Below are 25,803 nucleotides of genomic sequence, written 5' to 3'. Positions count from 1 at the left end.
GAGGCCCTGGAAGCCGTCGGCATCACGTCCCCCTTCCCCATCCAGGAGATGACGCTTCCGGTGGCCCTGTCGGGCTCCGACGTCATCGGCCAGGCCAAGACCGGCACCGGCAAGACCCTGGGCTTCGGTCTCCCCCTGCTGGAGCGCGTCACCGTCCCCGCGGACGTCGAGGCGGGCCGGGCCGAGCCCGAGCAGCTGACGGAGGCCCCGCAGGCCCTCGTGGTGGTTCCCACCCGCGAGCTGTGCCAGCAGGTCACCAACGACCTGCTGACCGCCGGCAAGGTCCGTAACGTACGGGTGCTGTCGATCTACGGCGGCCGCGCGTACGAGCCGCAGGTCGAGGCCCTGAAGAAGGGCGTCGACGTGGTCGTCGGCACCCCGGGCCGGCTGCTGGACCTGGCGGGCCAGAAGAAGCTGAACCTTTCGCACGTCAAGGCGCTCGTCCTGGACGAGGCCGACGAGATGCTGGACCTGGGCTTCCTGCCCGATGTCGAGCGCATCATCAACATGCTGCCGGTGCGCCGCCAGACCATGCTGTTCTCCGCGACCATGCCGGGCGCGGTCATCGGCCTGGCCCGCCGCTACATGTCGCAGCCCACGCACATCCGCGCCGCCGCGCCGGACGACGAGGGCAAGACCGTCGCCAACATCAAGCAGCACGTCTTCCGTGCCCACTCGATGGACAAGCCGGAGATGGTCGCCCGCATCCTCCAGGCGGACGGCCGCGGCCTGGCGATGATCTTCTGCCGTACGAAGCGGACCGCCGCCGACATCGCCGAGCAGCTCACCCGCCGCGGCTTCGCGGCCGGCGCGGTGCACGGCGACCTCGGCCAGGGGGCGCGCGAGCAGGCGCTGCGCGCGTTCCGCAACGGCAAGGTCGACGTGCTGGTGTGCACCGACGTCGCCGCCCGCGGCATCGACGTCGAGGGTGTGACGCACGTCATCAACTACCAGACCCCCGAGGACGAGAAGACCTATCTGCACCGCATCGGCCGGACCGGCCGCGCGGGCGCCAAGGGCACCGCGGTCACGCTGGTCGACTGGGACGACATCCCGCGCTGGAAGCTGATCAACAAGGCGCTGGACCTGCCGTTCGACGAGCCGGAGGAGACGTACTCCACCTCCCCGCACCTCTACGAGCTGCTGGAGATCCCCGAAGGCACCAAGGGCATCCTGCCGCGCGCGGAGCGTACGCGGGCCGGGCTGGCGGCCGAAGAGGTCGAGGACCTGGGCGAGACGGGCGGCCGTGGCCGCGGTCCGCGCCGGGGCGCGCCCGCCGTCGAGGAGGAGCGCCCGCGCCGCACCCGTACGCCGCGCCAGCGCCGGCGCACGCGCGGCGGAGCGCCGGTGGACGAGTCCGGCACGCCCGCCGCTTCCGGTACGGCCGAGGGCGGCAGCGCCGCCGCGGACGGGCCGCGCCAGCCGCGCCGCCGCCGTCGTACGCGCGGCGGTTCCGGTGGCGCGTCGTCCGCCGCCGTGACCCCGGCCCGCGACGAGGCGGCACCGGCCGCCGAGGGCATCGCGTCCGAGGCCGCGCAGGCCGACGCCACCGCGGCGCCGTCCAAGCCGCGCCGCCGCCGTACGCGAGGTGGCGCGAACGGCGCCGCCAAGGCGGAGGCCGCCGGTACGACGGCCGCCGTCGCCGTGGACACGGCCGAGGATCCCGCCGCGACCGTGAAGGTCCCGGCCCAGGCCACCGCCGAGACCACGGTCATCACGGAGGCGCCCGCCGTCACCGAGCCCGCCGAGGCCGAGGCCCCCGCGAAGCCGCGCCGCCGTACGCGCAGCGCCAAGCCCGCGGCGGAGACCGCCGTGGAGACGGCGGAGAGCGTGGCGGCTGCCCCGGAGGCCGTTACGGAGACGGTCGCGGACGAGGCCCCGGCCAAGCCCCGCCGTACCCGTAAGACCGCTGCCAAGAAGACCGAGACGGCTGCCGAAGCCGTTGAATCCGCGGCGGAGACGGTCGCGGAGGAAGCGCAGGCGAAGCCGCGCCGCACCCGCAAGACGGCCGCCGCCAAGGAGGCGGAAGCCGCGGTCGACACCGCCGAGGCCGCTGAGGCGGTCGCGGAAGAGGCCCCGGCCAAGCCGCGCCGTACGCGCAAGACGGCGGCCAAGAAGGCCGAGGCCGCGGTCGAGACCGCCGAGGGCACGGAGGCCGTCGCGGAGACGGCTGCGGAGGAGGCTCCGGCCAAGCCGCGCCGCACCCGTAAGACGGCCGCCAAGAAGACCGAGACGGCTGCCGAGGCCGCCGAGCCCGTCGCGGAGGACGCGCCTGCGAAGCCGCGTCGCACCCGCAAGACGGCGGCCCAGAAGGCCGAGGCGGCCGTCGATGCCGCCGAAGGCACGCAGGCGGTGGCGGAGACGGTCGCGGACGAGGCGGCTGCCAAGTCGCGGCGTACCCGTAAGACGGCCGCCAAGAAGGCGGAAGCCGCGGTCGACACCGCCGAGGCCGCTGAGGCGGTCGCGGAAGAGGCCCCGGCCAAGCCGCGCCGCACCCGCAAGACCGCCGCCAAAAAGGCCGAGGCCACTGCCGAAGCTGCCGAGCCGTCGGCGGAGGAGGCTCCGGCGAAGCCCCGGCGCACCCGCAAGGCCACCGCGGCGAAGGCCGAGGCGGCCCCGGCCGCGGACGAGGCGCCGGCCAAGCCCCGGCGCACCCGTAAGACGGCGGCCAAGAAGGTCACCGCGGAGGCCCCTGCCGAGGGCTGATCCCGCACACGCCGACGGCTCGGTTTCCCGCAGCGCGCGGGGCCGGGCCGTCGGCGTGCGCGCCCGCGCCCGGCGGCCCCCGCGCGCCCCCCGATAGCCTCGTCCCATGAGCAAGCCGCCCACCCTCACCTTGCCCGCGTGCGCCCGCGCACGCCGACTCGTCACCGAGCGCGGCGAGTTCGCTGTGCACGACGCCCGTCCCGACGGGACACCGGCCGGGACCGCGCTCCTCGTGCCGGGCTTCACCGGCAGCAAGGAGGACTTCATCGGCCTTCTGGAACCGCTGGCCGCCGCGGGATTCCGGGTGGTGGCCGTGGACGGCCGGGGACAGCACGAGACACCCGGCCCGGACGACGAATCCGCTTACGCGCTGAGCGAGTTGGCGCAGGACATACACGCCCAGGCCCGCGCCCTGGACGCCGGCCCGGTGCACCTCCTGGGCCACTCCTTCGGCGGACTCGTGTCCCGTACCGCCGTCCTGCGCGACGCCGCGCCGTTCCGTTCCCTGACCGTCATGAGCTCCGGTCCGGGCGCCATCGTCGAGGCCCAGCAGGCCCGGGTACGGATGCTCATCGACGCCCTCGGGCGGATGGACATGCAGTCGGTCTGGCTGGCCATGCGCGACCTCGACCCGCCGGAGGCGGAGGACGCCGCCACCCCGCCCGAGATCGGCGCGTTCCTGCACCGGCGCTGGATGAACACCGCGCCGCGGCAGCTGGCCGCCACCGGACGGCAGATGATCGCGGAGCCGGACCGGGTGGCGGAGCTGGCCGCCGTACCGCTGCCCAAGCACGTCGTGTCGGGCACGGCGGACTACGTCTGGCCGGTGTCGGAGATGGACTCGATGGCCGAGCGGCTGGGGGCCCGCCGTACGGTGGTCGAGGGCGCGGAGCACTCCCCCAACGCACAGCGCCCGGCCGAGACGGCCGCGGCACTCGCCGCGTTCTGGCACGACGCGGACCGCGCGACAGACCGCTAGCCGGACAACGGACCGCGCGACGGACCGCTAGCCGGACAACCGGCCTCCGGCCGCACCCCCGCGCGTACACCCCCACACCACTCCCGCGCGCACGCCCCTATCCCTGCGCCCGTACGTGCTCCCAAAAGCCGTCCCGCAGCGCCCGGCGCAGGTCCGCGTGCCCGCGCAGCGAGTGCCCGAGCAGGGCCTCGGCAGTGGTCAGCAGCTCCTGGTCGACGGCACCGGGCAGGTACGGGTGGCCGGGCAGCAGCTCGGTGACCCAGGGGGCGCCGCGCTCGGCGAGCCAGCGGGCGGCGACCTGCGCGCCGACGAAACGCACCTCGTCGCGGGTGGGCGGCAGGCCGCCGCTGCCGTCGGCCACCGGGTCCCCGCCCTCGAACGCGACGGCCCGCCGGGTCACGTAAGGCTTGCAGAACTCCAGGTCGAAGGTGCGCTGACTGTCCACCTCCCACAGCAGCGGCTCGGCCTGGTTGCGCCCGCCGACCGCCTCGATGCCCCACAGGTGCACCCGGGCGCCGTACCCCTGCGCCGCCTCCACCGCCGAGACCAGGTCCTCGTCGCCGCCGATGAGCACCGCGTCGCTGATCGCGCGGTGCCGGGCCAGTGACTCCAGGTCGGAGCGGATCAGCGAGTCGACGCCCTTCTGCTGGTTGTTCGCGTTCAGGTTGCCGAGCCGGACCTTGACGTCGGGCAGCTCGGCGACGCGCTGCTGTTCCGCGGTGTGGATGCGGCGCCGGGCGCCGTCGTACCAGTAGACGCGCAGCAGCCGGCTGTCCGGGAAGATCGTGCGGGCCTTGTCGATGAACGCCTCGATCAGGCCCTCGGCGTCCAGTTCGAAGGCCCGCCGGTCCTCCGTCCCGGCGACCAGCCGCCCGGCGGCGGCGTACACATAGCCCGCGTCGACGAAGGCGGCGTGGGTGGACGGGGTGGTGGCGACCTCCGCGAGCACCCGTGTGAGCAGCTCGTTCGTCCGCTCGATGCCCGCGAGCACGGCGGTGAGGTCGGGTGGGGGGCCGGTGGGCCGCACGTCGTCGTTCATACGGGCCCATTGTCCGGCCGGTCACTCAGCGCGCACAACCGCTCTCACTACCCACCAGTATTTAGACGGCCGAAAATTTTCTTTAGCGTAGGGAATGATTGCAGGCAGCATGTCGTTGTACCCACTGGGCACGCCAGGCAGCGACGCCTCACGCGTACCCCGTACAACAGCAAAAGTTCTCCTCAGGAGGATCAGACGAAGGGAGAAGCCGTTATGCGCTTCGAGATCATGCGCCTGGACGATGTCGACGGCACCGCCGTGGACAGCACCGTCGTGGACGCCGCCTCCGTCAACCGGATCGTGCAGCAGGCCGCCGCAGTCGGCCAGCGCATCTACATCCGCCCAGCCGATACCGCCGCCCGATGACCCACACCGCGTCACTCATGGACGCGTGAGGTAACGCGTCATGACCGGCGCACGGAGCGCCCCGCACGAATCACTTCGCGCGGGGCGCTTCGCGTGTGCGGGCCCTGGTAAGCGGTACGGGCCTGCGGCCGTCAGCCGCCGTGCACCACCTGCATGACGCCGTTGATGATCTGCTGCACCGCGAGCGCGGAGAGCATCATGCCGGCGAGCCGGGTCACCAGCACCACACCGCCGTCCTTGATCACCCGGATGATCACCAGCGAGAAGCGCATCACGAGATAGAGCACCACGTGGATGGCGACGATCGCCGCCCATACGGACACCTCGCCGCTGAACCCGTCCGCGTGCTGCACCGCCAGGATCACCGAGACGATCGCGCCCGGCCCGGCCAGCAGCGGCATGCCCAGCGGCACCAGCGCCACGTTGACGTCCTTGGTCTGCGTCGGCTGCTCCGACTTGCCGGTCAGCAGGCTGAGCGCGACCAGCAGGAGCAGCAGCCCGCCCGCGATCATCAGCGCGGGCGGCGTGATGTGCAGCCGGCCGAGGATCTGCTCGCCGAAGAGCCCGAAGACGGCGATGACGCAGAACGCGACGGTGGCGGCCTGCCAGGCCATCTTGCGCTGGACCTTGGCGGGGCGGCCGGAGCTGAGGGCGAGGAAGATCGGGATGATCCCCGGCGGGTCCATGATCACGAACAGGGTGACGAAAAGGGTGCTGAAGACAGCGAAGTCGAACACGGTGATGGCCTTGCGGGAGGTGGTACGGGAGAGCGGGAAAAGCGGGTGGAGGGCGGCGGGCAGGACGAAGGGCGTAGCGAGCGGAGGTAGCGAGGAGGGATGACGGGAAGGCGCGCCAGGGGGAGCGGGGAAGCTCAAGCGAGCGCACGGACAAGCACGCGCCGGGCGTACGAGCCGGCAGGCGCGCCCCGGCAGACGTGTCCCGGCAACCACTTCCCGGCCGCGGCGCGGCCCGGGCAGGGCGCGGCGAGGTGATCACCTGCCGGGCGCGGAGCGCGGGTACGGACCGGTCGGCCGGAACGCGGTACGGGTCAGCCGCCCGCGCCGGGCACGGGGAAGGCGCCGAACGCGCGGCGCACGATCTCTCCGTAGATCTCGGGGTCGGTGGTGTACTCGCCGAGCGCGACGGTCTTGCGGCTGCCGTGGTAGTCGCTGGAGCCGGTGGTCAGCAGGCCGAGGTCGGCGGCGAGGCCGCGCAGGCGCGCCCGCGCGGCGTCGTCGTGTTCCATGTGGTCCACCTCGATACCGTCCAGCCCGGCCGCCGCCAGCTCGGCGATGACGCTCTCGGGGATGGTCCGCCCCCGCTTGACCGCCAGCGGGTGCGCGAAGACGGTGACCCCGCCGGCGGCCTTGACCAGGCGGATCGCATCGAACGGGTCCAGCTCGTGCTTGTCGACGTAGGCCCGTCCGTCGTTGGCGAGCCACTGCGGGGTGAAGGCGTCGGAGACGGTCTCGACGACGCCCAGTTCCACCATCGCGGCGGCGACGTGCGGACGGCCCACCGCGCCGTCCCCGGCGATCCGCGCCACCTGCTCCCAGGTGACCGGGACGCCCAGCTCCCGGAGCTTGGCGACCATGCCCTGGGCGCGCGGCACCCGGTCGTCGCGGACCAGCTCCCGCTCGCGGGCGAGTTCGGGCTCGTCGGGATCGAAGAGGTACGCCAGCATGTGCATGCTCACGCCGCCGACGCGGCAGGACAGCTCGGCGCCGGTGACCAGCGTGAGCCCGGCCGGCAGCGCGGCCCTGGCCTCGGCGTACCCGCCCACGGAGTCGTGATCAGTCAGCGCGACGACGTCCAGCCCGGCCGCGGCGGCGTTGCGCACCAGCTCGGCGGGGGTGTCCGTACCGTCGGAAGCAGTGGAGTGGGTGTGCAGGTCGATGCGCACGACGCGGAACTCCAGACTGCTACGGGGCGGGCCAGGGGGACGTCAGAAGAATACCGGCCGCCCACCGCCCCCTCGAACGCACGCACGCGCGGGCTCCGTCACACACCGCGCGGAAAGCCGCCGGCCTGGTGGTCGGCCCCTGCCCGGAACTCCGGGCGCGGGAGGCTGTCCGCATGGCGCCGTACGGCCCGGGCGGCACCTCACGGCAGGCCGTCGCGAGCCGCTGGGACTCGTCGCCGCCCAGGCAGCCGCCCGTAGGCAGGTCGAGCAGGCAGCCGCCCGTAGACAGGGAGAGCAGGAGCCCGTAAAGGCAACGGAGAATCGGCGTCCGCAGAAGAACCCGGAGACCGGGCGCCCTCTCAAGCAAGCAACCGCGGTGAGAGCGCCCCACAAGGCAGCAGATCCACCTCGGCGCCCGCGTCCCGCAGGTCGGTGAGGACCAGCTCGTCGTAGAGCAGCAGGCCGGACTCGGCGGGCCAGACCACGGCCCACAGCCACAGGCCGCGCGCCTCCCCGGCGAAGACCGCGCGGTCCTCGGGAGCTCCCTCGACGTGCCACAGCGGGGTCGGGCGTCCGGCGGCCAGCACTTTCACATGGGGCGGTTTGTTCACGCACATGTGGGGGCCGGGGTCGGGGCCGTCGATGCCCGCGTAGCGTGCGCCGAGGCCGACGCCCAGTTCCTCGGCGATCAGCAGCAGTTCGCCGGGGCCGCCGAGCGGACCGGGCCCCGAGCAGGCCACGGCGGTGGCGCGGCCGCCGCTGCGGTCGTCGCCCGCGCAGGCCACGCCCGTGAACAGCCAGCCGACGGGCAGCGGCCACGGCATCCACACCGGTACGCAGGCGCGGCGCACCACCACGGCCAGTGCTTCGACGCTGGGCGGGACGACCGGTTGCAGCGGGTGCACGGTGCCGTGCACGCCGCACTGCCAGGAGTCGGCAAAGAGACCGGGCGCCCGCACCCGGCCACCGCACTTCGGGCAACTGGGTTCGCCCCTCATAGAGCCCCACGGTCCTCCGGGCCGGGCGCCGCGTCAAGGACGATCACCCATCCGGAGCCCCGGCCGGGCATGGACCAGTAGTAGTTGTAGCTTGCACTCTTTAGGGAGGCTAACTTATTGTATGTATACAGCAACGTTCCGCTGGGGCGGAAACCGACGAGCAGGAAGGGACAGCGGCATGCGGGCAAGCGACAGCGGCGGCGGTGAGGATCCGTTCGACGAGGGCGGCACCAGCATCCTGCGCCAGCCGATGGCCGTGTGGGCCACGACCGGCGCCTCGGTCGTGGCCTTCATGGGCATCGGCCTCGTCGACCCGATCCTCCCCTCGATCGCCAAGGGGCTCCACGCCTCCAACAGCCAGGTCTCCCTGCTGTTCACCTCCTACTTCCTGATCACCGCGGTCGCCATGCTGGTCACCGGCTTCGTCTCCAGCCGGATCGGCGGTCGCAAGACGCTGCTGGCCGGGCTGGCGCTGGTGGTGGTCTTCGCGGCGCTGTCCGGCACGTCCTCCTCGGTGGGCGAGCTGGTCGGCTTCCGGGCCGGCTGGGGGCTCGGCAACGCGCTGTTCGTCTCCACCTCGCTCGCCGTGATCGTCAGTGCGGCGGCCGGGGGCAGCGCCGCGGCGATCCTGCTGTACGAATCGGCGCTCGGCCTCGGCATGGCCTGCGGGCCGCTGCTCGGCGCGGTCCTCGGCGACATGAAGTGGCGCTATCCCTTCTTCGGCACCGCCGTTCTGATGGCCATCGGCTTCATCGCGATCACCGTGTTCCTGAAGGAGCAGCCCCGCCCGGCCCGCAAGACGTCCGTACTGGACCCGCTCAAGGCGCTCGGCCACGGCGGTCTGGCCTCCGCCGCCGTCTCCGCGTTCTTCTACAACTACGCGTTCTTCACGGTGCTGGCCTTCACGCCGTTCGTGCTGGACATGAGCCCGTACAAGTCCGGCGGTGTGTTCTTCGCCTGGGGTGTGCTGCTCGCCGTCTTCTCCGTGCTGGTGGCGCCGCGCGTCCAGGAGCGCTTCGGGTCGCTGAGGGTGCTGGGCGGCTCGCTGGTGCTGCTCGCCGCGGACCTGCTGGTGCTCGGGTACGGCAACCACACCACCGCCGTCGTCTGCACGATCCTGTCCGGCGCCTTCATCGGCCTGAACAACACCGTCTTCACCGAACTGGCCCTCGGCGTCTCCGACGCGCCGCGCCCGGTGGCGAGCGCGGGCTACAACTTCGTGCGCTGGTTCGCCGCCGCGGCGGCGCCGTTCCTGGCGCCGAAGATCGAGGAGTGGACCGACGCGCACATCCCGTTCGTGGTCGCGGCGCTGGCGGCGCTGGTCGGCGCGGGCATCGTGGCCGTACGGCGCCGGGCGCTGACCCTGCGGGCGCACGAGCTGGAGCCGCGGCACGCCGCGGAGGACGGCGTGTCCGCCTTCGCCAACTGACGGGCCCTCAGTGCCACGGTGCGGCGCGCCACCCAGCCCGGGCGGCGCGCCGTACGCCGTCACGCCCGCCCGTACGCCGGCGCCGGTCCCCGCGCACCCGCCGCCCTACGCCAGCGACACCCCCGTACGCAGCGGATCGCGCAGGTCCGTCCCGCCCTTGAGCCACCGCTCCTGGAGCGCCTCAGCGCCGTGCACCCGCTTCCAGGCGGCCTCGTTGGGCGTCATCGGCAACAGCGGCAGGAAGCGGACCGGGTCCAGCGGCGCGTCCAGCTCCAGGTCCTCGATCAGACCGCCGGACTCCGCGACCAGTACGGAGGTGAACGGCGCGCCGGGCCACAGCGGCTCCCCCACGTCCAGCGACGCGCCCGGCGCCACGATCACACCCTCGACCTGCGGGGACGCGGCGAGCACGGCGAGTGCGCGAAGGGCCTTGTCGGTGTCGGCGCGCCCGGCACGCACCGAGAGCACCAGTTCGGCGCGCGGGCCGCGCACGGGGTCGGCCAGCACCGCCGTGGGGTCGGTCATCGGCCGGTCCGACATTCCGAGGGTGACATAGCGCACGAGATCGCCGTCCGGGCCGCCGCCGAGGAAGCGCAGCACCTCGATCCGGTCGGTGCCGAGAAAGGTGACGGCGGCGCGCGCGTCCGGCTCGCCCAGGGTCGTACGCAAACGGGCTTCGACCAGCTCAAGAACGTCAGACATGCCGCGAGCATAGGCCGGGGCGCGGGCCCGGCCGCCGCCGCCCGGCGGCCGGGCACGGGGCGGCGCAGGGGCATGCGTGAGGCGATCGTATGGAACGGGCAAAGGCGCGCCGGATCGGTTCCGGCGGCTGATAGCCTTGCCGTCTGGTCAGGGAATGACGTTCGTCCCCCAGCGGGGACCGGCCGGAGGAGGTGGGGCTGCGGTGGATCCAAGTCGACCGTGCAGTACCGACAGTTCTCCCGTCATCTCCCCGCGCGCCCAGCGGCTTTCTTGATCCAGGGGCTTCCGTACCCCCGCCGCCCGCGGTGAAACCCGCGACATTCCTTTGCGCCGGAAGCAGATGACGGAAGAGCGCCTTCGACTCTCGTTTCCGTGTTTTCTGCGAACTGCCGTCAGACCTGCGCACGGAGCGCCGCCCGCTTTGCGGACGTATGGCCAGCGCCGACGCGTACGTCCACGTTCCGGGCAGCGTTACGCCGCGCGCCCGCGGCTGGCGGCCGGCCCGTGAAGGAGCCTGCCCATGTCGATGATCCGCGACCTGCGTGCCGCCGTCCGCCCGTCCCGGCGGCGCGAGGACTCCCCGTACAAGTACGACAGCGACCTCCGCGCGTCCGCCCACACCAACAGCGCCATCGTGGACTGCGGCGTCTACCGCGACGGCCGGCGCGTCAGCGACCACGTCACGCCGTCCCAGGCGATGGCGGGCGTGCGGGCCGACGGCGGCTTCGCCTGGATCGGGCTGCACGAGCCCACCGAGGCGGAATTCGCCGAGATCGCACGGGAGTTCGGGTTGCACCCGCTGGCGGTGGAGGACGCCGTCCACGCCCACCAGCGGCCCAAGCTGGAGCGCTACGACGACACCCTGTTCACCGTCTTCAAGACGGTCCACTACGTGGAGCACGCGGAGCTGACCGCCACCAGCGAGGTGGTGGAGACCGGCGAGGTGATGTGCTTCACCGGCCGGGACTTCATCGTGACCGTGCGGCACGGCGGCCAGGGCTCGCTGCGCGCGCTGCGCCACCGCCTCCAGGACGACCCCGAGCTGCTGGGCAAGGGCCCCTCCGCGGTGCTGCACGCCATCGCCGACCAGGTCGTGGACGGCTACATCGCGGTGGCCGGGGCGATGCAGGACGACATCGACGAGGTGGAGATCGACGTCTTCAGCTCCGGCTCCGACGGCAAGGGCGCGGGCGGCAAGGGCTCGGCGAAGGGCGGCGACGCCGGGCGGATCTACCAACTCAAGCGCGAGGTACTGGAGTTCAAGCGGGCCGTGTCGCCGCTGCTGCGGCCGATGCAGGTGCTCAGCGAGCGGCCGATGCGGCTGATCGACACCGACATCCAGAAGTACTTCCGGGACGTGGCCGACCACCTGGCCCGGGTCACCGAGCAGGTGCTCTCCTTCGACGACCTGCTCAACTCGATCCTCCAGGCCAATCTGGCGCAGGCGACGGTGGCGCAGAACGAGGACATGCGCAAGATCACCTCGTGGGCGGCTATCTTCGCGGTGCCCACGATGATCGCCGGGATCTACGGCATGAACTTCGAGTACATGCCCGAGCTGAAGTGGAAGTACGGCTACCCGCTGGTCCTGCTGGTCACGGTCGCCATTTGCTTCGGCATCCACCGCGGCTTCAAGCGCAACGGCTGGCTGTGACGCCCGGCGGTCCGGGCGGCCCGCCCGGACCCCATTAGGCTGATCCCATGACGGAGACCGTGTCGCAGGCGCTGCTGGACCGCGCGCTCATCGAAGAGGCCACGAAGAAGTCCGGCCTCATCTGGGTACGGGGTGCCACCGGCCCGGCGCGGGCCCTGTGGCACGTCTGGCACGACGGCGCCGCGTGCGTGGTCGGCACGGACGGCGACGGTACGGGCCGGGCCGCCGGACCCGCCGACGAGCAGCCGCTGCACGACCTCGGCCTGGTGGACGGCGGCACCGCGACCGTCACCGTACGCAGCAAGGACAAGGGCGGCCGGCTGGTCAGCTGGCAGGCCCGGGTCAGCGAGCTGGCACCGGACGGCGAGGCGTGGCAGGCCGCCGTGGAGGACCTCAAGGGCAAGCGGCTGAACGCGCCGGACGCGGAGACGATGCCGCGGCGCTGGGCGCGCGAATGCCGCGTCCTGAAGCTGGCCCCGGTCACGGAGGCCGCGGCCCACACGGACTTCGACGACTCCTCCCAGGCTGCCGTGCCCCTCCCCACCCCGGCCACCACCCGCCGGCCGATGCCGGCGGCCCTCCCGAAGCTCCTGCGGAGGAAGCGGAAGGGGTGAGGGGCGGCGGGGTCCCGGACCGGGACTTGCGGCGCCTGGCCGATCCGATGGATACGCCCCGCCCGCCGGTCCAGCCGTTGATCTAGTCCCCGATCGTGATCGACTTCCCGTAGTCGATCACCTGGTCCGCCGCCGGCGCCCGCAGGTCCACCGGCTTGCCCCAGTCGGTGAGCCGCACCTCCCCGGCGCCGCCCGCGCGGCGCAGCCGCAGCGGGTACGGCTTGCCTTCGAGGGAGACGTCGAGCGTGCCGCCGCTGCCCTGGGCGGCGGCTATGCGGATGGTGCGGGTGCCGTCCACGGCGCCGCGTTCGCCGGCGGTCAGCTTGCCGTGCAGGCCGAGCAGGCTGCTCAGCAGCGTGCTCTTGTCGGTGAAGCCGCTGAAGCGCTGGTAGACCGGGTCGGAGGCGGGCACCTTCACGTACTTGCCGATGAGCTTGGAGGCGGCCGTCCCGTCGTTCTTCGAAGGGGCGGCGCCCTTCTCGCGCTCCCAGAAGCCGGCGTCCGCCTTCAGGTACAGCGCGTCGCCGACCCGCAGCAGCTGGAAGGTGGCGGCCTTGGTGGACAGCTGGCCCTGGGCGCCGTTCTGCCCGAGCCGCATGTCGAGCTTGTACGTACGGCCCTGGCTCACCAGGTTGCCGGCCAGCCGTACCGTTCCGGCACCGCGGGCGGCCGTCTGCGCCTTGGTCTGGATCTGGTCGGCGGGCAGCTTGCCGACCCCGTTCGTACCGGCGTCCGGGTCCTCGGCCGCGCAGCCCGCCAGCGCTCCGGCGAGCACCGCGCACACCGCCGCCGTCAGCGCCGCCCCGCGCCTGCGGTGCGATGCGGCCGGGCGGCGGGAGCAGGCCCGGACGGGGCCTGCCGAGGGATATGTGGTCACGACGGCTCTGCTTCCTGATACGGATGACCTCGGCGGCAGTACGGCAGCGTACCCGGGGCCGGGCACGCCGTACGGCGGAGTACGTGGTGGACACCGTACGGCCCTTCCCACCCGGGCGGCACCGGCCGGTGCACGTTAGCCTGAATTCGGATCAAGGCTCCGCGGGACGCTTCACCTGCGGAGGAGCGGCAACACGTAACGCGAGGCAGGAACGGGCGCGGCCGTGGCGACGCGGCGGCCGGGACCCGGCGGCGGCGGAACGGAAGCGGAGGCACTCGGCATGGCGGTGGTCACCCCCCGGGTGTTCGTCTCGCATCTCTCGGGCGTCGCCGTCTTCGACCCCAACGGCGACCAGGTCGGCCGGGTGCGCGACCTGGTGGCGCTGCTGCGGGTCGGCGGCCGGCCGCCCCGGCTGCTGGGCCTGGTCGTCGAGGTGATCAGCCGCCGCCGGATCTTCCTGCCGATGACCCGGGTGACGGGCGTGGAGTCCGGCCAGGTCATCACCACCGGCGTGGTCAACATGCGGCGCTTCGAACAGCGCGCCTCGGAGACGCTGGTCCTCGGCGAGCTGCTGGACCGCCGGGTGCGGCTGGTCGAGACGGACGAGGAGGCCACCGTCCTCGACATCGGCATCACCCAGCTGCCGGCCCGCCGCGACTGGGAGATCGAGAAGGTCTTCGTGCGGAAGGGGAAGGGCGGGGCCCTTCGTCGTAAGGGAGAAACACTGACGGTCGAGTGGTCGGCCGTCACCGGGTTCTCGCTGGAGGAGCACGGGCAGGGCGCGGAGAACCTGCTCGCCACCTTCGACCAGCTGCGCCCGGCCGACCTGGCCAGCGCCCTGCACCACCTGACGCCCAAGCGGCGCGGCGAGGTGGCCGCCGCGCTGGACGACGACCGGCTGGCGGACGTCCTGGAGGAGCTGCCGGAGGACGACCGGGTCGAGATCATGGGCAAGCTCGCGGAGGAGCGGGCCGCCGACGTCCTGGAGGCGATGGACCCGGACGACGCCGCCGACCTGCTCTCCGAGCTGCCGGAGGAGGAGAAGGAACGGCTGCTCGGTCTGATGCGGCCGGACGACGCGGCGGACGTACGGCGCCTGATGGCGTACGAGGAGCGCACCGCGGGCGGCCTGATGACGACCGAGCCGATCGTGCTGCGGCCGGACGCGACGATCGCGGACGCGCTGGCCCGGGTGCGCGACCCGGACCTCTCGCCCTCACTGGCCGCGCAGGTGTACGTGTGCCGGCCGCCGGACGAGACGCCGACCGGCAAGTACCTGGGCCTGGTGCACTTCCAGCGGCTGCTGCGCGACCCGCCGTTCACGCTCGTCAGCTCCATCGCCGACACCGATCTGCCGCCGCTCCCGCCGGACACCCCGCTGAACGAGGTGACCAGCTATCTGGCCACGTACAACATGGTCGCGGCGCCGGTCGTGGACGAGAGCGGCTCGCTGCTGGGCGCGGTGACCGTCGACGACGTACTGGACCATCTGCTGCCCGAGGACTGGCGCGAGGCGGAGATGCACGGCCCGCCCGGCGCGGCGGCGGACCGGGAGGGAGAGCCGGACGATGGGCGCTGAGGAACGGGACGGTGTCAAGGAGCGCGCGCGGGCGCTGAGTGCGACGCCCGGGTCCGGAGTGGGCGGCGGGCGCCCCCGCGTGCGCCTGGACCAGCCCCGCACGCCGCGCCGCAGCCTGCTGCCGGAGTACGACCCGGAGGCGTTCGGGCGGCTGTCGGAGAAGATCGCCCGCTTCCTGGGGACCGGCCGCTTCATCGTCTGGATGACGGTGATCATCGTGGTGTGGATCATCTGGAACGTCGCCGCGCCCGACCATCTGCGCTTCGACAAGTACCCGTTCATCTTCCTGACGCTGATGCTCTCGCTCCAGGCGTCCTACGCGGCCCCGCTGATCCTGCTCGCGCAGAACCGGCAGGACGACCGGGACCGGGTCACCCGCGAACAGGACCGCAAGCAGAACGAGCGCGCCATCGCCGACACCGAGTACCTGACCCGTGAGGTGGCGGCGCTCCGGCTGGGCCTGGGCGAGGTGGCCACCCGCGACTGGATCCGCTCCGAACTCCAAGATGTGCTCAAAGAGCTGGAGCTGCGTCAGCTGATGGACGCGGAGAGCGACGGGGAGTACCGGCGGCGGGAGTAGGGCCGGGTCGCGTACGGCAGGGCGGGAGCCGGCCCGCGCCGGAGTGACGAACACGACCGCCGACCGGCCTTTCCGGAGGCCCCCTCGGTCGCCGTACGCCCACCCGTCGCCCGACCACCGCCCCTTTAGGACGCGCTTCGCGCGGCCGTAGTATTTCGGTATGGCTACCGACACGCCCCAAGGCGCAGCGCCCAGCGAGGACGCGGTCCGCGCCGCGCTCGCCACGGTGAACGACCCCGAGATCCACCGCCCCATCACCGACCTCGGCATGGTCAAATCGGTGGAGATCGCGGCGGACGGCACGGTCGCGGTGGCGGTCTATCTGACGGTCGCGGGCTGCCCGATGCGCGAGACGATCACCGCGAACGTCCGGGACGCCGTGTCGCGTGTCGAGGGCGTCACCGGGGTCGCCGTCGAGCTGGACGTGATGAGCGACGAGCAGCGCAAGGAGCTGGCCTCCTCGCTGCGCGGCGGCACCGCCGAGCGCGAGGTGCCGTTCGCCAAGCCCGGCTCGCTGACCCGGGTGTACGCGGTCGCCTCCGGCAAGGGCGGTGTCGGCAAGTCCTCGGTGACGGTCAACCTGGCGGCGGCGATGGCGGCCGACGGTCTGAAGGTCGGCGTGGTGGACGCCGACATCTACGGCCACTCGGTGCCCCGGATGCTGGGCGCGGACGGCCGTCCCACCCAGGTCGAGAACATGATCATGCCGCCGTCGGCCAACGGCGTGAAGGTGATCTCCATCGGCATGTTCACCCCGGGCAACGCCCCGGTGGTCTGGCGCGGCCCGATGCTGCACCGCGCGCTCCAGCAGTTCCTGGCCGATGTGTACTGGGGTGACCTGGACGTCCTGCTGCTCGACCTGCCCCCGGGCACCGGCGACATCGCCATCTCGGTGGCGCAGCTCGTCCCGAACGCCGAGATCCTGGTGGTCACGACCCCGCAGCAGGCCGCGGCCGAGGTCGCCGAGCGGGCCGGCTCCATCGCCGTACAGACCCACCAGAAGATCGTCGGCGTGGTGGAGAACATGTCCGGGCTGCCCTGCCCGCACTGCGACGAGATGGTGGACGTGTTCGGCACCGGCGGCGGCGAGCGGGTCGCCGAGGGCCTGACGAAGACGACCGGCACCCAGGTGCCGGTGCTGGGCGCCATCCCGATCGACGTACGGCTGCGCGAGGGCGGCGACGAGGGCAGGCCGGTGGTGCTGACCGATCCGGAGTCCCCCGCCGGCGCGGCGATCCGCGCCATCGCGGGCAAGCTGGGCGGCCGGCAGCGCGGCCTGGCGGGCATGTCGCTGGGCATCACGCCGCGCAACAAGTTCTGAGCCGTTCCGGCCGCCGTCCGGACGGTGGCCGAAACGTGCGGAGGGGCGGGCCCGATGGGCTCGCCCCTTCTTGATGTGCCGGTCCGGCCCGCTCGGGACGTCCGGGGCGCTCGCCGGCCCGCTCGGAGCGTCCGGGATGCCGTCCGGCTCGTACGGGGTGGCCTGCGGCCCGCCCGTCAGTCCGCGGTCACGCCCTCCGCGGGCACGTCGTCCGCCCGCGCGTCCTCCCTGGCCGCGCCGCGCCTCCCGTGCTCGTACACGCTCAGGTCCTTGACCACGGCGAAGCCCAGCCCGTACGCGCTCATCCCGCGCCCGTACGCCCCGATGTGCACACCCCCGGGGCCCTCACCGGCCGAGCCGGCCAGCACCCAGCCGTACTCCGACTCGCGGTAGCGGAACGGCGTCGGCACGCCGTCCACCGGCAGCGTCAGCGCGCTCCAGCCCTCGCCGGCGAGGTCGTCGGCCAGCTCCCAGGCGAGCATCGTCTGCTGGTCCAGCCAGTCCTGGCGCAGCGAGCGGTCCATCTGCGTCGGCCACGTGCGGGAGAGCAGGCCCGACCCGGCGAGCCAGGCCGCCGTGGCGACGGAGGTGGCCTCCAGGACTCCCGTGCCGTCGGCGCTGCGCCGCACCGGCCGGCTGGCGACGGTCACCACGACCGCGAAGCGCTCCGCGTCCGGCGCGGTCTCCACCCTTATGGTGGGCTCCTGGCCGTGGCCGGTGGCGCCGTGCTCGACCGTGCCGTCCGCCGCCGCGCCGACCTGCATCAGCCAGCGGGGGCCGGTGAACGCCTCGTCGAGTCCGTACCACGGGAAAGCGGCCATCAGGTAGCCGTCCACCTTGCGCGCGGCGTCGGCGGTGACCGCCCGCACTCCTGCCCGTCCCGTCGTCTCCATCTGCGCGGAGCCTCCTAGTTGCCCAATGTCGTGGGCGGCCCGCCCCCCTCAGGCGACCTCACCCCGGACACGGGGAGCATAGTCAACCCGGTCGGCACCAGCGGGCATAAGGCTTGCATAAGACGAGTCAGGTGGCATCAGGGTCGAACGGCGGGCGCTCGCCCTGCGACGGCTTCGCGCCCTTCTTGAACATGTCGGGTGCCGCGGAGCCGGAGCCGGTGCCCGGGTCCGTGGTGTCCTTGGCGAAGCTCACCCGGGACGCGGACCCCCGGTCGGCGGAGGAGGCGCTGTCGGTGCCGTGCACCGCGTCCGTGACCTCGGCCATCTCCTTCTTCAGGTCGAAGCCGTTACGGATCTCCTGGAGGCCGTACTGGTCGTTCTCCAGCACGTGCTTGCGCACGAAGTTGCGCGGCTTGAGGTCCTCGAACTCGAAGTCCTTGAACTCCGGCCCCAGCTCGCTGCGGATGTCCTCCTTGGCGTTGTCCGAGAACGCCCGCACCTTGCGCACGAACCCCATGACATCCGAGATCACCTTGGGCAGCTTGTCCGGCCCGAAGATCAGAACCGCAAGGATCACGAGCGCGACCAGCTCTAGGGGTCCTATGTCGAAGAACACCTTGCAGCTCCTTGAGGGTGATCCGCGGCCTACCGGGACCTAGGGGGTCGAGGGGGACCTGTCCGGCCTATGGGCCAGGCCGCCTATCACGGTACCTGGCCCCGGCCGTCCGACGGGAGTCGCCCGCCCCAACACCGTGCAAACGCTCATGAAGGATGCCCGGGTCCGGCGCTCACTCCTGGCTGGAGGCCCCCAGCGTGAGCTGCGCGGTCTGCTCCCTGTCGTCCCGGCGCAGGGTCAGGGTGAGCCGGTCGCCCGGCCGGTGGCTGCGGATCTTGATGATCAGCTCCTCGCCGCTGTGCACGGGCTGCCCGTCCACCTTGGTGATCACATCGCGCGGCTTGATGCCCGCCTTGGCCCCCGGGCCGCCGGGGGTGACCGGGGCGCCGCCGTCCTTGCTCTTCGAGCTGACCCGGGCGCCGTCGCCCGCGTACTCCATCTCCAGCGTGACGCCGATCACCGGGTGCAGGACCTTGCCCTTGTTGATCAGCTGCTCGGCCACCCACTTGCCCTGGTTGATCGGGATGGCGAAGCCCAGACCTATGCTGCCGCCCTGGCCGCCGCCCTCCAGGCCGCCGCCGGAGCTGTCGGCCGCGCGGATGGCGCTGTTGATGCCGATCACCCGCGCCCGGGAGTCGACCAGCGGGCCGCCGGAGTTCCCGGGGTTGATCGGGGCGTCGGTCTGCAGGGCGTCCACGTACGAGACGTCGCTGCCGTCGCCCTTCTTGCCGCCCGCGGTGATGGGGCGCTGCTTGGCGCTGATGATGCCCGCGGTCACCGTGTTGGCGAGGTCGTACGGGGCGCCGATCGCCACGACGGGGTCGCCGACCCGTACGGAGTCGGAGTCGCCGAGCGCCAGCGGGCGCAGCCCGGAGACGCCCTGGACCTGCACGACGGCCAGGTCGTAGCCGCCGTCCCGGCCGATGACCTTGGCCTTGGCGGTCTCGCCGCCGCTGAAGGAGACCGATATCTCGCCGCCGGTGCCGGCCGGCTCGACGACGTGATTGTTGGTGAGGATGTGGCCCTGCTTGTCGAGGACGAAGCCGGTGCCGGTGCCCTGCTCGGAGTTGCCGCGGACATGCAGGGTGACCACGCTCGGCAGGGCCGCCTGCGCGATCCCGGCGACGCTGTCCGGCTTGCGGCCGCCCCCGTCACCGGTGTCCTGCGGCAGCTCGATGGAGCCCAGACCGCCGTTGCGCTCGATGTACGCGCCGACACCGCCGCCGATACCACCCGCCAGCAGCGCCAGCGCGACCGCACCGGCGGCCAGCGCGCCGCGGCGGCTGCGCCGGGGCGCCGGGGGCGGAGGCGGCGTGCCCAGCGGCATCGCCCCGCCGTGCTGCGGCGTGCGCCAGGGGTCGTACTGCTGCCAGTGGCCCGTCGCCTCGCCCGGCTGATGGCCCCCAGGCTGCGGTACGGGCGGCGGTCCCGGGTGGGGCGCACCGTGCGCCTCGGGCGGGAGCGGGGCGCCGGACGCGTCGTGCGCCACGGCGGGCAGCCGCGCGCCGTCGCCCTTGGTGAGCACGGTGGTGTCCGTGCCGGAGGACGGGGTGGCCGGGGGGTCGTGCGGTGCGGCCGGGGCGTGCGCGGGACGGTCGGGCGCGGCCGGGGGCTCGGCCTGGGGCATCGGCGTACGGGTGGAGTCGGCGTACGGCTGGGGCTGGGCCGCGGCCGGGGCAGCGGGGGGCTGCGGCTGGGCCGGGTACGGCTGCTGGGGCGGTACGGGCGCGCCGGTGCCGTAAGCGGGCTGCTGGCCGGGCGGCGGCACGGCGGCCGTGCCCTGCGGCGGGACGCCGGTGCCGTGGGCCGGGGTGGCCATCGGGCGCTGCACCGGCGGCGCGGGCGCCCAAGGTCCGGGGTCGCCGTACGGAGGCGTGCCGTACGGGTCCTGTGGGTGCAACGGCTGCTGCTGCGGCGGGGCGGCGGGCGGCGCGGGGATCTGGTCGGCCGACGGCGGTACGTCGGAGGGCGCGCCGGAGGCTGCCTGGGGTGACGCCGCGTCAGGGGCAGGACTGGATGTACCGCCCGATGCGGACACATCTCCCGCCGTCACGGCACCACCCGACGCCCCGGGCACCTCGCCACTTCCCCCCGCGCCCGCCGCCGGGAACTCCCGCGTCGCGGCGTCCCCTTCCGCGCCCGGCGCCGTGGCGCCGGGCTCCGCCGCGGAGTCCGCCGCCGGAGGCGCGGGCCGCTGCCCCGGCCGGCTCCACCAGTTCCGCTTCGGCCCGGCGGCCGTCCCCTCGTCCATGATCTCCCCACCGATTCGCCCGCCGTGACACACGGGCATCGCCACCTCACCGGCGGCGCGGCCCGTCAGGAGCCCGGCACACAGCGCCGCCCGGACAGCGATTCAACCAGGTCCGCGCGGCCTCGCGCAGGGCCCGGTCAGCGCTGGGCGGGGCGGTGGGCGGTCAGCGTCTCCCGGGAGGCGGGGGCGGGCGGTCCGAAGGCCCCGGCCAGGGGACGCCCGGAGTCCGCCGACGGCAGCGGCGGGCCCTCGGTACGGGCGCCGGACAGCGGGGACGCGACGGCCGGTGCGAGGTGGTACGGCAGGCCCTGACCGGTCGGCACCATCAGCGCGGAGCGGCCGTCGGACGGCCATCCGACCAGGGAGAGGGACAGGGGCGGGGCGGGACGCGCGGCCGCCGACGGTCCGGTCAGGCCCAGCGAGCTGGGCGCCGGCTGCGCGGTGGCGCCCGCGGCCGGGAGCGAGCGGGACCAGGGGCTGCCGGTCGCGGACATGGGCACGCCATGGCTCAGGCCGGGCCGTCCGTAAGGGCCCGGGGTGGCGCTGAGCGGCGTCATCTGGCTGCCCGTACCGTCCGTACGGCTGCCGGGGCCGTCGACCGCCGCTTCCAGGGGCAGCGCGCCGCCGAGCGCGAACGCGGCCAGCGAGACTGCGCCGGCCGCCGCGGCGGCGAACCGGCGGCGCTGCGGCGCGGAACGCTCCGTCTCGTGGATACGGAACCCCCGCGAGCGCGGCTGCCGCGGCACCGCGCCGATGGCATGGGCGCCGGACGGGGCGTAGCGGATCGAGCCGCCGCGCGCCTCGAAGTCGCCGCCTCCGGCCAGGTCACCGCCGAACGCGCCGCCGCCGAGGCCGCCGCGGCCCAGCCGCCTTCCATAACCGTCGGCATCACCTCCGGGCAGGCCCTGGAGACGCGCGAGCAGCCCCTCGGAGGGTCCGGGGGGCGCGGTTTCCGCGAAGACGTTCTTCAGCTGTCGCTGGTCGTCGGCCTCCGCCTTGCACTTTCCACACGTAGCGAGATGCGCGAGCACCCGCTCGCGCGCGTCATGCCCCAACTCCCCGTCGACCAGAGCCGCGAGGCGGTCGCCGAGATGATGCTCGGCGGGGGACGGACCGCCTGTACCGCTCACGCGATTCCGACCTCCCCTGTAGTGAGCGAAGTGAGCGTCCGCTGTTCGCGCTCGCGCTTCTCGGCGCGGGCGGCCGGGGAGCGGTGCTTGAGCGCCTTGCGCAGGTGGGAGCGGCCGCGGTGGATGCGGCTGCGGACCGTGCCCAGCTTGACGCCGAGGGTGGCGGCGATCTCCTCGTACGACAGGCCCTCGATGTCGCAGAGCACGACGGCGGCGCGGAACTCGGGCGCGAGGGTGTCCAGCGCCTGCTGCACGTCGGCGTCGAAGTGGGTGTCGTTGAAGTGCTGCTGCGGGGAGGGCTCGCGGCTGGGGAGCCGCTCGGCCGCGTCGTCGCCGAGCGCGTCGAAGCGGATGCGCTGGCGGCGGCGGACCATGTCCAGGAAGAGGTTGGTCGTGATGCGGTGCAGCCAGCCCTCGAAGGTGCCGGGGGTGTACGTCGACAGCGAGCGGAAGACGCGGACGAACACCTCCTGCGTCAGGTCCTCGGCGTCGTGCTGGTTGCCCGTGAGGCGGTAGGCGAGGCGGTAGACCCGTGTGCTGTGGGTGCTGACGATCTCCTCCCAGCTGGGCGGGGACCAGACCTGCGCGTCCGCTTCGGCGGCGAAGGTCGCTGTCGTAGCGGTGTCGGAGGTCCCTCCCCTGCCCTTGAGGCCGTGGGAGCGGGAACGGTCAGCAGTGTCTGTCACGGATTTCGGCTCGACGACCGACCGCCTGAAGCGCCTGCGCGCCCATCGGTCACCCGCCGCAGCCGCACCTCCCCTGGTGGCTCTGGTGGTGTCCAGTAGAGCCCCTACCATATCCACCTCGCCCGTTAGCTCCGGATAAGCAGATTTGACCTGCTTTTGGTCTGGCTTCGTGTCATCACGCACATCTCGCTGGGTCTTCACCGGCGCATCCCCCCTGCAGTGCTTCAACGCCCGGTCCCATCTGCGGGTTCCCGCACGCAGCGGATACAGTCACGGTTGCGTCAACTACGGGGACAGGAGAGGGCCATTACCGGCAACCGGCAGACGAGCTTGGCATTCGCCGAGGCGTACGGCGCCGGGACCATCGACGACAAGGCCGACGCCGCCCTGCACTGGTCCCGTGAGCGGGCGCGGGAGGCGGGCATCCGCGCGGTCTCCACGGGCACCGGCACCGCCTTGCGCCTGCTCGCCGCGACGGCGGACGCCAAGGCGGTCGCCGAGATCGGCACCGGCACGGGGGTGTCGGGGATCTACCTTTTGCACGGTATGCGGCCGGACGGCGTCCTGACGACGGTCGACCTGGAACCGGAGCGGCAGCAGTTCGCGAAGCAGGCGTTCCGGGAGGCGGGCTTCGCCGGCAACCGCGCGCGCTTCATCCCCGGCCGCGCCCTGGACGTCCTGCCCCGGCTCGCGGACGGCGGCTACGACCTCGTCTTCTGCGACGGCGACCGCATGGAGTGCCTCGACTACCTCGCTGAATCGTTGCGGCTGCTGCGCCCCGGCGGCCTGGTCTGCTTCGAGGGCGTCTTCGCCGACGGCCGGACCGTCGACTCGGCGGCGCAGCCCGCGGAGGTGCTGCGCCTGCGGGAGCTGCTGCGCACGCTGCGCGAGAGCGACGCGCTGATCTCGTCCCTGCTGCCGGTGGGCGACGGACTGCTGTGCGCCGTCAAGCGCGGGTGATCACAGCTGGGAGCCGGGCGGGCGCCGCCCGGGAACGAACGCGGCCCCGGCAGGCGTCGCGCGCATGCGCGAGCACCGGCCGGGGCCCGGGTATTCGGCTGGGGGTCCAGGGGCCAGCCCCGGGAAACCGCAGCATCAGGGCGACTGCCCTGTCAGACGGTGACCTTCTCCAGGGCCTCGCCCAGGGCCTTGGCTTCGTCGGGAGTCAGCTCGACGACGAGTCGACCGCCGCCTTCGAGCGGAACGCGCATGACGATGCCCCGCCCCTCCTTGGTCACCTCGAGCGGGCCGTCGCCCGTCCGCGGCTTCATGGCCGCCATGCTCGTTCCCCTTCCTGAAACCAGCTCACGCAGCCGACAACCCAGGTGTCACCGGCATCGAACACATTGCTTCCAGGCCATTATCCCGCATCGCACGACCCGATGACCAACATCGGGGAGCATCCCTTCGGCAACGCGCTCTCGCAAAACCACCCAATTCGGGGAGTGGGCTGCGATACTTCGCCATCCACCGGCGTCCGGTCCCGGCCGGTTCTTTGACGTACGTCACATGACGGGCGCCGATGATCTCCGGCATCCTGAGCGACGGCTGCCACAGCCGGGCAGCCCGAGCCGCGACGGAGGGACCCCTCACCATGGCCGACACCGTGCTCTACGACGTCACCGACGGCGTCGGGACGATCACCCTCAACCGTCCCGAAGCGATGAACGCGATGAACACGGAGGCCAAGGCCGCCCTGCGGGACACGCTGCGGGAGGCCGCCGCCGACCCGGCCGTACGGGCCGTCCTGCTGACCGCCACCGGCCGGGCCTTCTGCGTGGGACAGGACCTCAAGGAGCACATCGGACTGCTGGCCGAGGACCGCGCGACCGGCTCCGGGCAGACCATGAGCACGGTGCGCGAGCACTACAACCCCATCGTCACGGCGCTCGCCGGGATGCCGAAGCCGGTGGTGGCGGGGGTGAACGGGGTCGCGGCGGGCGCGGGCGCCGGCTTCGCGCTGGCCGCCGACTTCCGGGTGGTCGCCGACACCGCCTCCTTCAACACCTCCTTCGCGGGCGTGGCGCTCACCGCCGACTCCGGGATCTCCTGGACGCTGCCCCGCCTGGTCGGCCAGGGCCGCGCCGCCGACCTGCTGCTCTTCCCGCGCAGCATCACCGCCCAGGAGGCGTACGACCTGGGCATCGCCAACAAGGTCGTACCGGCGGCGGACTTGGCGGCCGAGGCGGCGGCGGTGGCCCGCACGCTGGCCGCCGGGCCCACCGCCGCATACGCCGCGATCAAGGAATCCCTGGCGTTCGGGGCCGGGCACACCCTCACCGAGACGCTCGCCAAGGAGGAGGAGCTCCAGACGCGGGCGGGCGCCTCGGAGGATCACCACATCGCGGTGGAAGCCTTCGTGAAGAAGGAGAAGCCGCGCTTCCTGGGGCGCTAGCCGGGTCAGCGGCCCGGCCGGGCGGCCGGCCGGGCTCCTAGCGCTCCGCCGCCGCCTCCACCGCGTCCCGTACGTGGCAGTCCGCGAGGTGGTCGTTGACCAGGCCGCACGCCTGCATCGTCGCGTACGCCGTCGTGGGGCCGACGAAGCGGAAACCGCGCTTCTTCAGGTCCTTGGCCAGCGCCGTGGACTCCGGGGTGACCGGCGCCACGTCGGCGAGGGTGCGCGGCGCGGGACGGACGGCGCGCTCGGGGGCGTACGACCAGATCAGCCGGTCCAGCTCGCCCGGCTCCAGGGCAGCCGCCACCCGGGCGTTGTTGATCACCGCGTGGATCTTGGCGCGGTTGCGGACGATGCGGGCGTCGGTGAGCAGCCGCTCGGCGTCCTCGTCGGTGAACCGGGCGACCGCCTCGATCCGGAAGTCCGCGAACGCGGCCCGGAAGCCCTCGCGGCGGCGCAGGATCGTGATCCAGGACAGCCCGGACTGGAACGCCTCCAGGCTCATCCGCTCGAACAGCGCGTCGTCGCCGTGGACCGGCAGGCCCCACTCGGTGTCGTGGTACGTGCGATAGTCGGCCATTTTCTCCGACTCCATGCCCCAGGGGCAGCGCGGCACCCCGTCCGGGGCCGTGATCACTGACGTCATCGGGCGGTCTTCCCCTCTTCCTCGCCGCCGGACGCCGGGGCCTCCCCCTCGGCCGGCCGTTCCCCGGCCCGGTCGGCGGGCCCGTCCTCGATCAGGCCGGGCGCGCCCATCGCCGCGGCGTGCGCCCCCGCGAGGGCGGACTCCAGCTCGGCGATCCGCGCGTCCCGCTCGGCCAGCTCGGCGCCGAGCCGGTCCAGGACGTCGTCGACGTCGTTCATGCGGTAGCCGCGCACGCACACCGGCAGGCGCAGCGCCTCCACATCGGCGCGGGAGACGGGCCGGTCGGCGGGCAGCGGGTCGTACAGCCGGTCCGGCGCGGCCTCGCCGAGGCCGCCCGCCCCGCCGCCGCCCACCACGGCGAGCGTGACCGCGGCGACCACCACGACCATCGCGATCAGCAAGAACCAGAACACGACCATCTCCCCGAGCTATGTGTTGC

At 73.1% G+C, this 25,803-nt stretch carries 25 protein-coding genes; 11 read left to right on the top strand and 14 right to left on the bottom strand.

Features of this window, described 5'->3' with window-relative positions; translation table 11 throughout:
* Window positions 1-48 precede the first annotated feature (48 nt).
* Window positions 49-2,706, top strand: a complete 2,658-nt coding sequence (locus ADK86_RS06765) for a DEAD/DEAH box helicase (RefSeq protein ID WP_053695760.1) — start codon at window positions 49-51, stop codon at window positions 2,704-2,706.
* 106 nt (window positions 2,707-2,812) lie between these two features.
* Window positions 2,813-3,685 (top strand): alpha/beta fold hydrolase, encoded by an 873-nt coding sequence (locus tag ADK86_RS06760; RefSeq protein ID WP_053695759.1) that lies wholly within the window; start codon window positions 2,813-2,815, stop codon window positions 3,683-3,685.
* A 97-nt stretch (window positions 3,686-3,782) separates the two neighbouring features.
* On the opposite strand, the gene ADK86_RS06755 is transcribed toward ADK86_RS06760, so the two are convergent.
* Window positions 3,783-4,724: an NYN domain-containing protein gene (locus ADK86_RS06755; RefSeq protein ID WP_053695758.1), complete on the bottom strand. Its 942-nt coding sequence runs from the start codon at window positions 4,722-4,724 to the stop codon at window positions 3,783-3,785.
* A gap of 213 nt (window positions 4,725-4,937) precedes the next feature.
* Here ADK86_RS06755 and ADK86_RS43700 point away from each other — a divergent pair, with 213 nt between their 5' ends.
* Window positions 4,938-5,090 (top strand): hypothetical protein, encoded by a 153-nt coding sequence (locus tag ADK86_RS43700; RefSeq protein WP_003985759.1) that lies wholly within the window; start codon window positions 4,938-4,940, stop codon window positions 5,088-5,090.
* A gap of 131 nt (window positions 5,091-5,221) precedes the next feature.
* Here ADK86_RS43700 and ADK86_RS06750 read toward each other — a convergent pair whose 3' ends face one another.
* From ADK86_RS06750 to ADK86_RS06740, 3 genes are all read right to left on the bottom strand, one after another.
* Window positions 5,222-5,827, bottom strand: a complete 606-nt coding sequence (locus ADK86_RS06750) for a MarC family protein (RefSeq protein ID WP_053695757.1) — start codon at window positions 5,825-5,827, stop codon at window positions 5,222-5,224.
* A gap of 311 nt (window positions 5,828-6,138) precedes the next feature.
* The gene (locus ADK86_RS06745) at window positions 6,139-6,993 is read right to left on the bottom strand and encodes a PHP domain-containing protein (RefSeq protein ID WP_053695756.1); all 855 of its coding nucleotides are present in this window, start codon (window positions 6,991-6,993) and stop codon (window positions 6,139-6,141) included.
* Window positions 6,994-7,352: 359 nt separating this feature from the next.
* Window positions 7,353-7,991, bottom strand: coding sequence for a DUF6758 family protein (locus tag ADK86_RS06740; RefSeq protein ID WP_003985756.1), 639 nt, complete (start codon window positions 7,989-7,991; stop codon window positions 7,353-7,355).
* Between the two features lie 178 nt (window positions 7,992-8,169).
* Between ADK86_RS06740 and ADK86_RS06735 the strand changes: the two genes are divergently transcribed.
* A complete protein-coding gene (locus ADK86_RS06735) occupies window positions 8,170-9,420 on the top strand; it encodes an MFS transporter (protein ID WP_053695755.1) in 1,251 nt (416 codons plus the stop codon).
* Window positions 9,421-9,525: 105 nt separating this feature from the next.
* Here ADK86_RS06735 and ADK86_RS06730 read toward each other — a convergent pair whose 3' ends face one another.
* Window positions 9,526-10,122 (bottom strand): suppressor of fused domain protein, encoded by a 597-nt coding sequence (locus ADK86_RS06730; RefSeq protein WP_053695754.1) that lies wholly within the window; start codon window positions 10,120-10,122, stop codon window positions 9,526-9,528.
* 520 nt (window positions 10,123-10,642) lie between these two features.
* Here ADK86_RS06730 and ADK86_RS06725 point away from each other — a divergent pair.
* On the top strand, window positions 10,643-11,776 hold the full coding sequence (locus tag ADK86_RS06725; RefSeq protein WP_053695753.1) for a magnesium and cobalt transport protein CorA: 1,134 nt from the start codon (window positions 10,643-10,645) through the stop codon (window positions 11,774-11,776).
* A gap of 47 nt (window positions 11,777-11,823) precedes the next feature.
* Complete coding sequence (locus tag ADK86_RS06720) at window positions 11,824-12,390, top strand: hypothetical protein (RefSeq protein ID WP_053695752.1); 567 nt, start codon at window positions 11,824-11,826, stop codon at window positions 12,388-12,390.
* An 82-nt stretch (window positions 12,391-12,472) separates the two neighbouring features.
* Here the strand turns inward: ADK86_RS06720 and ADK86_RS06715 are convergent, their stop codons facing one another.
* Window positions 12,473-13,186 carry a hypothetical protein gene (locus ADK86_RS06715; protein WP_078951878.1) on the bottom strand — a complete coding sequence of 238 codons (714 nt, stop codon included), beginning with the start codon at window positions 13,184-13,186 and terminating at the stop codon, window positions 12,473-12,475.
* Window positions 13,187-13,547: 361 nt separating this feature from the next.
* On the opposite strand from ADK86_RS06715, the gene ADK86_RS06710 reads away from it, so the two are divergent.
* From ADK86_RS06710 to ADK86_RS06700, 3 genes are all read left to right on the top strand, one after another.
* Window positions 13,548-14,846, top strand: coding sequence for a magnesium transporter MgtE N-terminal domain-containing protein (locus ADK86_RS06710; protein ID WP_053695771.1), 1,299 nt, complete (start codon window positions 13,548-13,550; stop codon window positions 14,844-14,846).
* Window positions 14,836-15,426, top strand: coding sequence for a DUF1003 domain-containing protein (locus ADK86_RS06705; protein ID WP_053695750.1), 591 nt, complete (start codon window positions 14,836-14,838; stop codon window positions 15,424-15,426). The genes ADK86_RS06710 and ADK86_RS06705 overlap by 11 nt, the downstream gene beginning before the upstream one ends.
* A 160-nt stretch (window positions 15,427-15,586) precedes the next feature.
* The gene (locus ADK86_RS06700) at window positions 15,587-16,747 is read left to right on the top strand and encodes an Mrp/NBP35 family ATP-binding protein (RefSeq protein ID WP_053695749.1); all 1,161 of its coding nucleotides are present in this window, start codon (window positions 15,587-15,589) and stop codon (window positions 16,745-16,747) included.
* Window positions 16,748-16,923: 176 nt separating this feature from the next.
* Here the strand turns inward: ADK86_RS06700 and ADK86_RS06695 are convergent, their stop codons facing one another.
* The 5 genes from ADK86_RS06695 to sigE form a co-directional block, all read right to left on the bottom strand.
* Window positions 16,924-17,640: a hypothetical protein gene (locus tag ADK86_RS06695; protein ID WP_053695748.1), complete on the bottom strand. Its 717-nt coding sequence runs from the start codon at window positions 17,638-17,640 to the stop codon at window positions 16,924-16,926.
* A 127-nt stretch (window positions 17,641-17,767) separates the two neighbouring features.
* A complete protein-coding gene (locus ADK86_RS06690; RefSeq protein ID WP_053695747.1) occupies window positions 17,768-18,256 on the bottom strand; it encodes a sec-independent translocase in 489 nt (162 codons plus the stop codon).
* A 172-nt stretch (window positions 18,257-18,428) separates the two neighbouring features.
* Window positions 18,429-20,075, bottom strand: a complete 1,647-nt coding sequence (locus ADK86_RS06685; protein WP_420718829.1) for a S1C family serine protease — start codon at window positions 20,073-20,075, stop codon at window positions 18,429-18,431.
* Between the two features lie 569 nt (window positions 20,076-20,644).
* Entirely contained in the window at window positions 20,645-21,637 is a 993-nt protein-coding gene (locus ADK86_RS06680) for an anti-sigma factor family protein (RefSeq protein WP_053695745.1), read from the bottom strand.
* On the bottom strand, window positions 21,634-22,323 hold the full coding sequence (sigE, locus tag ADK86_RS06675) for an RNA polymerase sigma factor SigE (protein ID WP_053695744.1): 690 nt from the start codon (window positions 22,321-22,323) through the stop codon (window positions 21,634-21,636). The genes ADK86_RS06680 and sigE overlap by 4 nt, the downstream gene beginning before the upstream one ends.
* A 276-nt stretch (window positions 22,324-22,599) precedes the next feature.
* On the opposite strand from sigE, the gene ADK86_RS06670 reads away from it, so the two are divergent.
* On the top strand, window positions 22,600-23,283 hold the full coding sequence (locus ADK86_RS06670; protein ID WP_030587204.1) for an O-methyltransferase: 684 nt from the start codon (window positions 22,600-22,602) through the stop codon (window positions 23,281-23,283).
* Between the two features lie 152 nt (window positions 23,284-23,435).
* On the opposite strand, the gene ADK86_RS40535 is transcribed toward ADK86_RS06670, so the two are convergent.
* Window positions 23,436-23,603 carry a DUF3117 domain-containing protein gene (locus ADK86_RS40535; RefSeq protein ID WP_003985072.1) on the bottom strand — a complete coding sequence of 56 codons (168 nt, stop codon included), beginning with the start codon at window positions 23,601-23,603 and terminating at the stop codon, window positions 23,436-23,438.
* A gap of 314 nt (window positions 23,604-23,917) precedes the next feature.
* Here ADK86_RS40535 and ADK86_RS06665 point away from each other — a divergent pair, with 314 nt between their 5' ends.
* The gene (locus ADK86_RS06665) at window positions 23,918-24,718 is read left to right on the top strand and encodes an enoyl-CoA hydratase/isomerase family protein (protein ID WP_053695770.1); all 801 of its coding nucleotides are present in this window, start codon (window positions 23,918-23,920) and stop codon (window positions 24,716-24,718) included.
* Between the two features lie 37 nt (window positions 24,719-24,755).
* Here the strand turns inward: ADK86_RS06665 and ADK86_RS06660 are convergent, their stop codons facing one another.
* Window positions 24,756-25,364, bottom strand: a complete 609-nt coding sequence (locus ADK86_RS06660) for a DNA-3-methyladenine glycosylase I (RefSeq protein ID WP_053695743.1) — start codon at window positions 25,362-25,364, stop codon at window positions 24,756-24,758.
* Window positions 25,361-25,783, bottom strand: a complete 423-nt coding sequence (locus ADK86_RS06655) for a cell division protein DivIVA (protein WP_053695742.1) — start codon at window positions 25,781-25,783, stop codon at window positions 25,361-25,363. The genes ADK86_RS06660 and ADK86_RS06655 overlap by 4 nt, the downstream gene beginning before the upstream one ends.
* Between the last annotated feature and the right edge of the window lie 20 nt (window positions 25,784-25,803).

It is taken from the genome of Streptomyces sp. NRRL F-5755 (genome assembly GCF_001279365.1).
Taxonomy (GTDB): Bacteria; Actinomycetota; Actinomycetes; order Streptomycetales; family Streptomycetaceae; genus Streptomyces; species Streptomyces rimosus.
This window is presented reverse-complemented; position numbering and strand designations above follow the sequence as displayed.